Source organism: Stutzerimonas chloritidismutans, assembly GCF_051486945.1.
In the GTDB taxonomy this organism is placed as follows: Bacteria; Pseudomonadota; Gammaproteobacteria; order Pseudomonadales; family Pseudomonadaceae; genus Stutzerimonas; species Stutzerimonas chloritidismutans_B.
In genome coordinates this window covers 241,348-253,974 of sequence record NZ_JAHVDX010000004.1, presented here as the reverse complement: position 1 = coordinate 253,974, position 12,627 = coordinate 241,348, and the positions used below count along the sequence as shown (strand labels likewise).

The 12,627-nt window shown below is 64.5% G+C and carries 12 protein-coding genes; 9 read left to right on the top strand and 3 right to left on the bottom strand.

From position 1 onward, the window contains the following. Positions 1–54: 54 nt before the first annotated feature. The gene (locus KXR72_RS16615; protein WP_437422202.1) at positions 55–1,098 is read right to left on the bottom strand and encodes an NAD(P)H-dependent flavin oxidoreductase; all 1,044 of its coding nucleotides are present in this window, start codon (positions 1,096–1,098) and stop codon (positions 55–57) included. 135 nt (positions 1,099–1,233) lie between these two features. Here KXR72_RS16615 and KXR72_RS16610 point away from each other — a divergent pair, with 135 nt between their 5' ends. Continuing rightward, positions 1,234–2,073, top strand: a complete 840-nt coding sequence (locus KXR72_RS16610; protein WP_437422201.1) for a 23S rRNA (adenine(2030)-N(6))-methyltransferase RlmJ — start codon at positions 1,234–1,236, stop codon at positions 2,071–2,073. Between the two features lie 272 nt (positions 2,074–2,345). Here the strand turns inward: KXR72_RS16610 and KXR72_RS16605 are convergent, their stop codons facing one another. Both KXR72_RS16605 and KXR72_RS16600 read right to left on the bottom strand, forming a co-directional pair. Then, positions 2,346–3,320 (bottom strand): serine/threonine protein kinase, encoded by a 975-nt coding sequence (locus KXR72_RS16605; protein WP_437422200.1) that lies wholly within the window; start codon positions 3,318–3,320, stop codon positions 2,346–2,348. 61 nt (positions 3,321–3,381) lie between these two features. Beyond that, positions 3,382–4,089, bottom strand: a complete 708-nt coding sequence (locus tag KXR72_RS16600) for a ComF family protein (RefSeq protein WP_437422199.1) — start codon at positions 4,087–4,089, stop codon at positions 3,382–3,384. A gap of 93 nt (positions 4,090–4,182) precedes the next feature. Between KXR72_RS16600 and bioB the strand changes: the two genes are divergently transcribed. The 8 genes from bioB (at position 4,183) to KXR72_RS16560 (ending at position 12,556) form a co-directional block, all read left to right on the top strand. Then, positions 4,183–5,241, top strand: coding sequence for a biotin synthase BioB (bioB, locus tag KXR72_RS16595; RefSeq protein ID WP_437422198.1), 1,059 nt, complete (start codon positions 4,183–4,185; stop codon positions 5,239–5,241). Between the two features lie 80 nt (positions 5,242–5,321). Next, positions 5,322–6,503, top strand: a complete 1,182-nt coding sequence (bioF, locus tag KXR72_RS16590) for an 8-amino-7-oxononanoate synthase (protein WP_437422197.1) — start codon at positions 5,322–5,324, stop codon at positions 6,501–6,503. Continuing rightward, a complete protein-coding gene (locus tag KXR72_RS16585; protein ID WP_437422196.1) occupies positions 6,496–7,218 on the top strand; it encodes an alpha/beta fold hydrolase in 723 nt (240 codons plus the stop codon). The genes bioF and KXR72_RS16585 overlap by 8 nt, the downstream gene beginning before the upstream one ends. Further along, complete coding sequence (bioC, locus tag KXR72_RS16580; RefSeq protein ID WP_437422195.1) at positions 7,215–8,021, top strand: malonyl-ACP O-methyltransferase BioC; 807 nt, start codon at positions 7,215–7,217, stop codon at positions 8,019–8,021. Before KXR72_RS16585 ends, bioC begins: the two co-directional genes overlap by 4 nt. Then, entirely contained in the window at positions 8,022–8,747 is a 726-nt protein-coding gene (gene bioD, locus KXR72_RS16575; protein WP_437422194.1) for a dethiobiotin synthase, read from the top strand. 63 nt (positions 8,748–8,810) lie between these two features. Continuing rightward, positions 8,811–9,065: a hypothetical protein gene (locus KXR72_RS16570; protein WP_437422193.1), complete on the top strand. Its 255-nt coding sequence runs from the start codon at positions 8,811–8,813 to the stop codon at positions 9,063–9,065. Between the two features lie 230 nt (positions 9,066–9,295). Next, positions 9,296–11,101 (top strand): phenylacyl-CoA dehydrogenase, encoded by a 1,806-nt coding sequence (locus KXR72_RS16565; RefSeq protein WP_437422192.1) that lies wholly within the window; start codon positions 9,296–9,298, stop codon positions 11,099–11,101. A gap of 153 nt (positions 11,102–11,254) precedes the next feature. Then, the gene (locus KXR72_RS16560; RefSeq protein WP_437422191.1) at positions 11,255–12,556 is read left to right on the top strand and encodes a GGDEF domain-containing protein; all 1,302 of its coding nucleotides are present in this window, start codon (positions 11,255–11,257) and stop codon (positions 12,554–12,556) included. Positions 12,557–12,627 lie beyond the last annotated feature (71 nt).

Genomic DNA, 12,627 nt, shown 5'->3' with positions numbered 1-12,627 from the left:
TCTACGCCCTGCGGCGCGCCAGTCGAGTCCGGCGCCGACGCCTGGCGGGCATCTTCAGAGTCGCCACCCCGCAGCCAGTTCAGCGGTCAGGCGCGCTGCGCCAATGGCCCGACAGCCGCTGGCGTTCTGCCCGGCCCAAAGGGGCGAGAAATCGTTCACGCCGGCGGGCTCGGCCTGGCTGCGCAGGCGTGCGATGGCATTGCCGGCCAGCGGGAAGGCGGGCACCGCGGCCGGGCGGGGGCCGAGTTCGCGGATCAGGCGATTGACGATGCCGCGCGCCGGACGACCGGAAAACAGTGTGGTCAGCACCGTCTGCTCGACGCCAGGGCTCTGCAGTGCCTGGCGGTGCAGGGGGCTGGCGCGGCTCTCGTCGCACAGCAGGTAAGCCGTGCCAATCTGCACGCCGGCAGCGCCCAGCGCTTGCGCGGCCGCGACGCCCTGCGCATCGGCGATCCCGCCGGCCGCGATCACGGGCAGGTCCAGCGCGGCGACCAACTGGGGTAGCAGCGCGAAGGTGCCGACCTGGCCGTCGAGGTCATCGCTCAGGAACAGCCCGCGGTGGCCGCCGGCCTCCAGCCCCTGCGCAATCACCGCATCGACGCCTTTCGCCTGCAGCCAGCGGCCTTCTTCGAGCGTGGTGGCGCTGGACAGCACCTTGGCTCCGGTCGCCCTGACGCGCTGTAGCAATGCCTCGTCGGGCAGCCCGAAGTGAAAGCTGACCACCGCCGGCCGGTGCCGCTCCACCACCTCGGCCATCGCCGCGTCGAAGGGGCGGCGCGTGGCGCCATCCGGGATGCTCGTCGGCTCGATGCCATGCGCCGCCAGATAGGGCACCAGCAGGTCGAGCCAAGCCTGGTTGCGCGCCGGGTCGGCGGGGCGCGTGCGATGGCAGAAGAAATTGACGTTGTAGGGCTTGCGGGTGAGGGCGCCCATGGCGGTCAGTTCGGCGTCGAGCAGGTTCGCATCGAGCATGCCCGCTGGAATCGAGCCCAGTCCGCCGGCATTGGAGACGGCCGCCGCGAGCTCATGGTTCTGCGAACCGGCCATGGGCGCCTGGATGAGCGGCAGGCTGATCTGGAAAAGGTCGCGGATGTCCATCGAGGTTCCTCGGGCTGCTTGGGCGGGCCCCACACTGTAGCAGCCGCCGGTCGAGGTTCGGCATCGGGGCGTGCCGCGCGCCCCTGCGAATCGGGGCGCCGCACGGTTAGACTGTGCGCTCTTCAGGAGTACCCGATGAACTACCGCCACGCCTTTCATGCCGGCAACCATGCCGATGTCGTCAAACACCTCGTGTTGTCCCGCCTGTTCGCCCTGTTGTCACGCAAGGAGGCGCCGCTCGCCTACCTCGATAGCCATGCCGGCGTCGGTCTGTATGACCTGGCTGGCGACCAGGCCAGCCGCACCGGCGAATGGCTGCAAGGCATCGCGCGCCTGTGGCAGGCCGATGACGTGCCGGCTTCGGTGGCGGGCTACCTCGAGACGGTCCGCGCACTCAACCGCGATGGCGAACTGCGCTACTACCCTGGCTCGCCGGAGTTGGCACGACGCCTGACCCGCCCGCAGGACCGGCTGCACCTCAACGAAAAGCACCCCGAGGATGGCCGCCTACTGAAGGACAACATGGCCGGCGACCGTCGCGTCGCCGTGCACCTTGGCGAAGGCTGGCACGTGCCCCGGGCTCTGATGCCGACGGCCGAGAAACGTGTTGTGCTCCTGATCGATCCGCCGTTCGAAAAAGCTGATGAGCTGAGCCGCTGCGTCCAGGCGCTCGAAGAGGCATTGGGCCGCATGCGCCAGACAATCGGCGTGATCTGGTACCCGATCAAGGATGAGCGTCAGCTCAAGCGGTTCTATCAGGACCTGTCACGCAGTGGTGCGCCGAAGCTGCTGCGCGCTGAGCTGTTCGTCCATCCTACCGACGAGGCGCTGCGATTGAACGGCTCTGGTCTCGCGATCAGCAATCCGCCGTGGGGGCTGGAAGAGGAACTGCGCGAACTGTTGCCCTGGCTGGCCAAGCTGCTCGGCCAGACCGAGGGCGGCTGGCGGCTCGATTGGCTGGTGCAAGAGAAGTAACGGCTGAGCGTGCTTCAGCAAGCGATTCGCTTGGGTGAAGCCGGAATCCGGGCCGCGCCTCTCGCCTTTGGTAGGAGCGAGCTTGCTTGCGATCAGAGGCTATCGAGGCTGGGAGTCGCTGGGTTGTCCTGATCGCCAGCAAGCTGGTTCCTACAGGGTGAGCTAGGCCGGGGTGAATGTCGCGCTTACGTTCAACGTGACGCCAGTGGTGGATCGATGACGTGTGATCCACCCTACGAGGCCAGTCCGGGTTCTGGGCTTGGCTCTCTAGCTCAAAACAGCTTCAGCGGCTCTTCCTGCAGCGCTGCGATTTGCTCGCGCAGGATCAGTACTTGGTCGCCCCAGTACCGTTCGGTGCCGAACCAGGGAAAGCTCATCGGGAATGCCGGGTCATCCCAGCGGCGGGCGAGCCAGGCGCTGTAGTGCATCAGGCGCAGGGCACGCAAGGCCTCGATCAGCGGCAACTCGCGCGGGGTGAAATCATGGAATTCGCTGTAGCCGTCGACGAGTTCAGACAGTTGCGCCATGCGCTCGTGACGCTCGCCGGCGAGCATCATCCAGATGTCTTGTACCGAGGGGCCCATTCGGCAATCGTCCAGGTCGACGAGATGGAAGGCATCGTCCCGCGCCAGGATGTTGCCGGGGTGGCAGTCGCCATGCAGCCGGATCGGCTGAAAATCGGTTCGGGCGAATACGTCGTCGACGCGCTTCAACAGGTCCCGGGCGACCGACTCGTAGGCAGGTAGCAGCGATTTGGGTACGAAGCCACCGTCCAGCAGCGTGGCCAGCGAGGCGTGACCGAAATGTTGGGCATCCAGCGTCTCTCGATACTGGAAGGGCTGGCTCACGCTCACGGCGTGCATGCGGCCCAGCAGTTGGCCGAGCCGGTATAGCTGGTCTAGATTGCCCGGCTCCGGTGCACGCCCGCCACGGCGGGGAAAAAGCGCGAAGCGAAAGCCGGCATGTCCGAAGAGGGTGTGGCCGTCGCGCGCAAGCGGGGCGACGACAGGAATTTCGCGCTCGGCCAATTCCTGGCTGAACCGATGCTCTTCAAGGATCGCGGCATCGCTCCAGCGGCCCGGCCGGTAGAACTTCGCCACGAGCGGCGATTCTTCCTCGATGCCCACTTGGTAAACCCGATTTTCGTAGCTGTTGAGCGCCAATACGCGCGCATCGCTGAGCAGCCCGGTGCTCTCCACCGCATCGAGCACAAGGTCAGGGGTCAGTGTGTCGAAGGGGTGGCTCATGGTCGGCTCCGTAGGCGGGCAGCCAGTGTATTGCACTGGCGTGCATGCACAACCGCGAAGGCTATTCGCCGGGTTTCGGTGTACGGGCCAGGCAATAGACATCCACCCTCGCTGCGCCGGCGCGCTTGAGCACTCTGGCCAGCGCCTCGGCGGTGGCGCCGGTGGTCAGTACGTCATCGACGATCGCCAGGTGCCGCCCGGTCAGGGCATCCGGCGCAGTGAGCGCGAACGCCTGGCGCAGATTGCGCCGTCGGCTGGCCGCGTCCAGTTGCTGTTGTGAGGCGGTGTCGAGCGTTCGGCTGAGGGTGTCGTGCTCGACCGGCAGGGCCAGCGCGCGCCCCAGCCAATCGGCCAGCATGCCGGCCTGGTTGAAGCCGCGCTGGCGCAGGCGTTTTCGGGCTAGCGGAACGGTAACCAGTGCGTGTGGGCGAGGCAGGCCCTCATCGAACGCGTGATGCAAGTGACGGGCAAGTTGCTCGGCCAGTACCCGGCCAAGCGGCCATTGCGCGCGGTGCTTGAAGCGGCTGATCAGCGCATCGACCGGAAAGGCGAAACGCCACGGTACGACGACGTGATCGAAACTGGGCGGCCGCTTCTGGCACTCACCGCAGACCATCCCCGAGGCGGGCAGCGGCAGCGCGCAGATACTGCAGCACCCATTTAGCCAGGGCAGGTCGCCCTCGCAAGGGCCGCACACCGACTGGCCGAACTCGCAGGCGCCGTCACAAAGCGCGCATGAGTGATTAATTTTTAACCATTGGTAAACCATGCTTCCTTTCCTGGTTGACAGCTTTCCGCGCTTGGCTAACCATTTCGCATCCGTGCCAGGCCGCCGAGCCGCTATTAATTACAAGGATTGCTTATGAGCGCCACCACCGCTTCCGTTACCCGTCACGACTGGAGCCTCGCCGAAGTCAAGGCGCTCTTCGAGCAACCTTTCAATGACCTGATCTTCCAGGCTCAAGGCGTGCACCGCCAGCACTTCGATGCCAACCGCGTTCAGGTTTCGACATTGCTGTCGATCAAAACCGGTGCCTGCCCCGAAGACTGCAAATACTGTCCGCAATCAGGTCACTACAACACCGGTCTCGATAAAGAAAAGCTGATGGAAGTGCAGAAGGTGCTCGATGCGGCTGCCGAAGCCAAGGCCATCGGCTCGACGCGCTTCTGCATGGGTGCCGCCTGGAAGCACCCCTCCGCCAAGGACATGCCTTACGTCCTGAAGATGGTCGAGGGCGTGAAAGCCATGGGATTGGAAACCTGTATGACGCTTGGCAAGCTCGATCAGGAGCAGACCAAGGCGCTGGCCGCTGCAGGCCTGGATTACTACAACCACAACCTCGATACCTCGCCGGAGTTCTACGGCAACATCATCACCACCCGCACCTACGCCGACCGTCTGGAGACGCTGAGCTACGTCCGCGATGCGGGGATGAAGATCTGCTCCGGTGGCATCCTCGGCATGGGCGAGTCGCTGAACGACCGTGCCGGCCTGCTGATTCAGCTGGCCAACCTGCCCGAGCACCCGGAGTCGGTGCCGATCAACATGCTGGTCAAGGTCAAGGGCACGCCACTGGCCGAGGAACAGGACGTCGATCCCTTCGATTTCATTCGCATGCTCGCCGTGGCGCGGATCATGATGCCCAAGTCCCACGTTCGCCTGTCTGCCGGGCGCGAGCAGATGAACGAGCAGATGCAGGCCCTGGCCTTCCTCGCCGGTGCCAACTCGATCTTCTACGGCGAAAAGCTGCTGACCACCGGCAACCCGCAAGCTGACAAGGACATGCTGCTGTTCAAGCGCCTGGGCATTCAACCCGAAGCGCGCGAAGAGCATGACGACGAAGTGCACCAGGCCGCCATCGAGCAGGCGCTGGTCGAGCAGCGCGACAGCAAGCTGTTTTACGACGCCGCGTCGGCCTGATTAGCACGACCCCTGTGGCCGCGAAGCTCCTGCGGCTACAGGTTCGCCAGCAAGCTGGCTCCTACATAAGCTCCTCTGCCATGCCGTTCGATCTCGCTTCACGTCTCTCCGAGCGCCGCGCCGCCCATCTCTATCGCCATCGCCCGTTGCTGGAAACACCGCAGCAGCCGGAGGTGACGGTCGATGGCGAACAGTTGTTAGCGTTCTGCTCCAATGACTATCTCGGGCTGGCCAGCCACCCTGACGTGATCCGCGCCATGCAGCAGGGTGCCGAACGCTGGGGCGTCGGCGGCGGTGCCTCGCACTTGGTCATGGGGCACAGTACGCCGCACCACCAGCTCGAAGAGGCCTTGGCTGCCTTCACCGGCCGCCCGCGCGCCTTGTTGTTCTCCACTGGCTATATGGCCAATCTGGCCGCCGTCACGGCGCTGGTGGGGCAGGGCGATACGGTGCTCGAAGACCGCATCAACCACGCTTCGCTGCTCGACGCCGGCCTGCTCAGCGGTGCGCGCTTCTCCCGTTACCTGCACAACGATGCGGACAGCCTGGCCAAGCGCCTGGACAAGGCGACCGGCAATACCCTGGTGGTCACCGACGGCGTATTCAGCATGGATGGCGACCTGGCCGACCTGCCGACGCTGTGCGCCACCGCAAACGCCCGAGGCGCCTGGGTCATGGTCGATGACGCCCATGGCTTCGGTCCGTTGGGCAAAACCGGTGGCGGCATCGTCGAGCATTTCGGACTGGGGATGGCTGAGGTGCCGGTACTGGTCGGCACGCTCGGCAAGGCCTTCGGCACCGCTGGCGCCTTCGTCGCGGGCAGCGACGAGCTGATCGAGACCTTGATCCAGTTCGCCCGGCCGTACATCTATACGACCAGCCAGCCACCGGCGGTTGCCTGCGCCACCCTTAAAAGCCTGGAGCTGCTGCGCACCGAGGGCTGGCGCCGAGATCATCTGAATAAACTGATCGCGCGCTTCCGTCAGGGCGCGGCCGAGATCGGCCTGACGCTCATGGACAGCCCGACGCCCATCCAGCCGATTCTCGTCGGCAGCAGCGAGCGCGCCCTGGCGCTGTCTGCGGCGCTGCGCGAACGCGGCGTCCTGGTCGGCGCGATTCGCCCGCCTACGGTGCCGGTTGGCAGTGCTCGGTTGCGGGTGACCTTCAGCGCGTCGCACACCGAGGCGCAGGTGGAACGACTGCTGGATGTCCTGGCCGAATGCTGGAATCCCACGGCCGAGGAGCCACAAGCGGATGCGTGATCAGCTGATTTTGCTGCCCGGATGGGCATTCGGTCCGGCGGCGTTACAGCCGCTCTGCGATGCCTTGGGCGAACAGGCATCGGACCTTGATGTTTCGGTCGAGCCGCTGCCCGATCTGGCCGATCCCAACGCTTGGCTCGATGAGCTGGACGCCAGGTTGCCCACCGACAGCTGGCTCGGTGGCTGGTCGCTGGGAGGCATGCTCGCGACTCAACTGGCCGCGCGCCGCATCGACACTTGTCGCGGGCTCGTTACCGTGGCCAGCAATCCCTGCTTTCGCGCCCGGTCGCAATGGCCGGAGGCGATGGATGCCGAGATCTTCGATACCTTCCACGAAGCCTTTCGCCTCGACCCGGAGGAGACCCTCAAGCGGTTCCGCATGCTCTGCAGCCGTGGCGGGTTCGATCCACGCACCCTGGCGCGCCAGCTTCAGGTCAGCCAGGCGCAATCGCCCGTCGAGGTGCTGGATGCGGGTTTGCAATTGCTGGCCCAACTGGATGGGCGCGACGCCCTGCATGGCTACTTCGGCCCCCAGCTGCACCTGTTCGCCAGCCACGATGCGCTGGTGCCGGCCAGCGCCTGCGATGCTGTACGGCGTTGGATGCCGGGCGCCCGGGCCGAATTGATCGCCGACGCCAGCCATGCCGCGCCGCTGGAGCGTGCCGATGAAGTTGCAAGCCTGATGCTTAGCGTGATCCAAGGCGCCGGGCCATGACCGAGCGGGAAGCCGTATCGACGGGGCTACCCGATAAGCATCAGGTCGCCGCTTCTTTTTCACGGGCTGCCGGCAGTTACGATGCCGTCGCGGCGTTGCAACGTGCCGTTGGCGATGGGCTGTTGCAACGCTTGCCGAGTGACCTGCAGGTGCAGCGTTGGGTCGACCTGGGTTGCGGAACCGGCCATTTCTCCCGCGGCCTGGCCGAGCGCTTCCCTGCATGCGAAGGGTTTGCCGTCGATATTGCTGAAGGCATGTTGCGCCATGCGCGGCGGCTGGGTGGCGCGAAGCACTTCATCGCAGGCGATGCCGAGTGCCTGCCGCTGCGCGAGGCGTCGGCGGATTTGATCTTCTCCAGTTTGGCGCTGCAATGGTGTGCCGACTTTCAGGCGGTGCTGCGCGAGGCGGCGCGTGTGCTGCGCCCTGGCGGAGTGCTGGCGTTCAGTAGCCTGTGCAGCGGCACCCTGCAGGAATTGCGCGACAGCTGGCAGGCCGTTGACGGCTTCGCACACGTCAACCGGTTCCGCCATGTCGAGCAGTATCGGCAGCTTTGTGGCGAAGCGCCGCTTCGGGTCGAATGCCTCGTCGTCGAGCCGCGCGTGCTGCACTTCGCCGAGCTGCGCCAGCTCACGCACGAACTCAAGGCGCTCGGCGCGCACAATCTCAACCCTGGGCGCCCAGGCGGCCTGACTGGGCGTGCACGCATCCGTGCGTTGGTCGAAGCCTATGAGCGTTTCCGGCAACCCGCGGGCCTGCCCGCGACTTACCAGGTCGTCTACGGTGTGATGCGCAAGGAGCAGTAGATGAATCAGGCTTATTTCGTGACTGGCACCGATACGGAGGTGGGCAAGACCACCATCGCGGCGGGCTTGCTGCATGCTGCGCGCATTGCCGGGCTGAGTACGGCAGCAGCCAAACCGGTCGCGTCCGGGTGTGAGCGGACGGCAAACGGCCTGCGCAACAGCGATGCCCTGGCCCTGCTCGGCGAAAGCACGCTGCCGCTGCGCTATGAGCAGGTCAATCCGCTCGCTTTCGAGCCTGCCATCGCGCCGCACCTAGCGGCGCGCGAGGCGGGCGTCGAACTGAGCGTGAATGCGCTGCTCGAACCGGTCCGCCAGGTATTGGCGCTGGAAGCACACTTTACGCTGGTTGAAGGTGCCGGCGGCTGGCGCGTCCCTCTGGATGGGGTCGAAACGCTCGCCGATCTTGCCCGCGCGCTCGAGTTGCCAGTGATCATGGTGGTCGGCGTTCGCCTTGGCTGCATTAACCATGCGCTGCTCAGCGCCGAAGCCATCGAGCATGACGGGCTAAAGCTGGCCGGCTGGGTGGCTAACGTTGTCGATCCGGACACGTCACGCCTGCAGGAGAACCTCCAGACCCTCGCCGAGCGGCTGGCGGCACCCTGCCTGGGGATCGTGCCGCGTCTACCGGTGGCGGGCCCCGCTGAGGTGGCAGGTTATCTGGATATGGCGCTTCTCCTGAATAGACGTGGTCAAGGTAATAAAGAGTCGCGGCTTATAACGACGTAGAACTGGCGTCATGATGATGGCTTTGCTTCAATGAAGCCCATCCCGATCAGCGAGATTGATTCCATGCAGATCACTACGAGCAACTTGCTGGGCGCGGGCCTGTCAGCCTTCCAAGCCGGTCAACAGCGCGTCGACGGTGCCGCAACAGCCATAGCCGAGCTGCCTATCAGTGAAAATTCCCAAGCGGTCGCCGAGACTGTCGAGCTGACCGAGGAGCTGGTGCAGCTGAAGGTGGGGGAGTATCAGGCGCGCGCCGGCGTTCGGATGCTGCAGACTGCCGATGAAGTGCTCGGCACCCTAGTCAACACCACTGCCTAACCCTACCGGTCGTCATGACCGGTTTCACGGGGCGCTCTCAGCCCCGGCATCCAAGCCTATATTGAACGAATCATGCCGACGAACGGCATGAGGGTCGCTGCTTGACATCGCCTAGGCCTAAACGTATGTTTCAAACGCCTGTTTGACCTGCCGGGCGTGCCGGAGGTCCACTCCAAAATCGAGCGTGGCTGATCTGCCAGTCACCTGAACCTACCGCTGAGGTTTACGCTATGCCTGACTACAAGGCCCCCTTGCGCGATATCCGCTTCGTACGTGACGAACTGCTCGGCTACGAGGCGCATTATCAGAGTCTGCCGGGTTGTGAAGACGCGACCCCGGACATGGTCAACGCCATTCTCGACGAAGGCGCCAAGTTTTGCGAACAGGTCATCGCTCCCCTCAACCGCGTAGGCGATACCGAAGGTTGTACCTGGAGCGAAAGCGGTGTGAAGACGCCGACCGGCTTCAAAGAGGCTTATCAGCAATTCGTCGAAGGCGGCTGGCCGAGCCTGGCCCATGACGTCGAGCATGGCGGGCAGGGCCTGCCGGAATCGCTGGGCATGGCCATCAGCGAAATGGTCGGCGAAGCCAACTGGTCGTGGGGCATGTACCCGGGCCTGTCCCACGGCGCGATGAACACCCTGCACGAGCACGGTACCCCCGAGCAGCAGCAGACCTACCTGACCAAGCTAGTGTCCGGCGAGTGGACCGGTACCATGTGCCTGACCGAACCGCACTGCGGCACCGATCTCGGCATGCTGCGTACCAAGGCCGAGCCCCAGGCCGATGGCAGCTACAAAGTGTCTGGTACCAAAATCTTCATCTCCGCTGGCGAGCACGACATGGCCGACAACATCGTCCATATCGTCCTGGCCCGGCTGCCTGATGCGCCGGAAGGCACCAAGGGCATCTCCCTGTTCATCGTCCCGAAGTTCCTGCCGAACGCCGAAGGCGGCGTGGGCGAGCGCAACGGCGTGAGCTGCGGCTCCATCGAGCACAAGATGGGCATCCACGGCAACGCGACCTGCGTGATGAATTTCGACGGCGCAACCGGCTTCCTGATCGGCCCGCCGAACAAGGGCCTGAACTGCATGTTCACCTTCATGAACACTGCTCGTCTGGGCACTGCCCTGCAGGGTCTGGCGCATGCCGAGATCGGCTTCCAGGGCGGTATCCGCTATGCGCGTGAGCGTCTGCAGATGCGTTCGCTGACCGGGCCCAAGGCGCCGGAAAAGGCAGCGGATCCGATCATCGTTCACCCTGATGTGCGCCGTATGCTGCTGACCATGAAGGCCTTCGCCGAAGGCAACCGTGCAATGCTCTACTTCGCTGCCAAGCAGGTCGATATCGTCCAGCGCAGCCAGGACGAAGAGCAGCGCAAGGCCGCCGATGCGATGCTGGCGTTCCTGACGCCGATCGCGAAGGCGTTCATGACCGAAGTCGGCTTCGAGGCGGCCAACCATGGCGTGCAGATCTACGGCGGCCATGGCTTCATCGCCGAGTGGGGCATGGAGCAGAATGTGCGCGACAGCCGCATCTCCTGCCTCTACGAAGGCACCACCGGCATTCAGGCGCTGGACCTGCTCGGCCGCAAGGTACTGATGACGCAAGGCGAGGCGCTGAAAGGCTTTACTAAGGTCGTGCACAAGTTCTGCCAGGCCAACGAGGGTAACGAGGCGATCAAATCGTTCGTCGAGCCGCTGGCCAAGCTGAACAAGGAGTGGGGCGACGTCACCATGAAGGTCGGCATGGCTGCCATGAAAAACCGCGAAGAAGTGGGCGCCGCGTCGGTCGACTACTTGATGTACTGCGGTTATGCCTGCCTGGCCTATTTCTGGGCCGACATGGCTCGCCTGGCGAGTGCCAAGATCGCGGCCAGCGAAGACGCCGACGGGTTCTACGCCGCCAAGGTGCAGACGGCTCGCTTCTATTTCCAGCGCATCCTGCCGCGCACCCGGACACATGTCGAAGCCATGCTGTCCGGTGCCGACAATTTGATGGACATGGACGAGGCGCACTTCGAGCTCGCTTACTGAGGCGCTTGAGCGTTGACGAGACCGCTGCTTCGGCAGCGGTTTTTTTATGCCTGCGAGATCAACGGTCAGGCGAATTCCATCGTGCTGGGTGTGGACGTCACAAAGAGTAGGCAAAATGCTACCAACCAACGTCGCGGCATTACCGGAGCCGTCTTGCCTCGCCTGAGCCCTCCACGTCTTAGCCACTTCTATGCACCGCTGGGTTTGCTCGCCGGTGGGTGCGTGGCTGCGCGCCAGCCGAACCTGAACGAGTTCTTCACGTCGCTATTCAATGTGCTGCCGACCGTCCTGCTGTTGCTCGGAGGTGCGTTCTGCATTGCCTATGGGCGAATACGTGAAGTTTTCCTGCTGGCTGTCATCTACCTTGTTTATTTTTTGCTCGACACTCAGGCCGACCACTACCGCTTGACGGGTACGTTGCTACCAGGCGCGGCGCTGACCTTCCACCTCTGCAGCTTGCTGTTGCCTGCGCTGTACGGGTTGTTCGCCCTATGGCGCGAGCGGACGCACCTGCTGCAGGACGGGCTGGCGCGCCTCGCCGTGCTGTTCGCTGTATCGGTGTCGGCGCTGGCGCTTGCTCGCCGCTTCCCCGAGGTCCTGCACGACTGGTTGGTAACGGTTCGCTGGCCTGCGCTACAGACGGACTGGCTGCAGTTGATCCAACTGGCCTACCCGGTTTTCCTGGCGGCCTGGCTGGGCATTCTGGCGCAGTACGTTCGCTGGCCTCGCCCGTCGCACGCCGCGCATTGGGTTGCGTTGCTTGGTTTGTTGCTAATGCTGCCGCAGGTATTCAGCCGGCCCGGTGCGCTCAATATCCTGTGTAGCTTGATGATGCTTGCGCTGGTCGTCGCGATTGCGCAGGAGGCGTACCAGATGGCCTTCAGGGATGAGTTGACCGGCCTGCCGGGCCGTCGCGCCCTGAACGAGCGGCTGCAGCGACTTGGGCGGCAATACGTCATCGCGATGGTCGACGTGGACCGTTTCAAGGCGTTCAACGATACCCATGGGCATGACGTCGGCGACGAGGTGCTGCGGCTGGTGGCAAGCCGGCTGCGGCGTGTCGGCGGTGGAGGGCGCGCCTATCGCTACGGCGGCGAGGAATTCGCGCTGGTGTTTCCCGGGCGCGATCTCGACCATTGCCTACCACATCTTGAGGCCGTACGGCAGTCGGTACAGGACTATCCGCTGCAGTTGCGGGACAAGGCTCGACGGCCCAGGGATGCCGAACAGGGGCGTCAGCGCCGCACGGGTGCATCGACAACTCCGGTATCGGTCACCGTCAGCATCGGGGTTGCCGAGCGGCTTGCGACGCAGCGCAGTCCCGATGAGGTCATCAAGCAGGCCGATCAGGCCCTTTATAGCGCCAAGGGCGCTGGCCGCAACTGCGTTCGCTGTCACGGTGAAAACCGCCGCGGTGCCGTACGTACCGCCAAGCGGGCTGCAGCTGACAGCTAGCGGTTATGACGTCGCATTCAGCGCCTGCACGGTCATTGGCGTGACAGGGCTCCAGACGTAGCGTGGCGCCA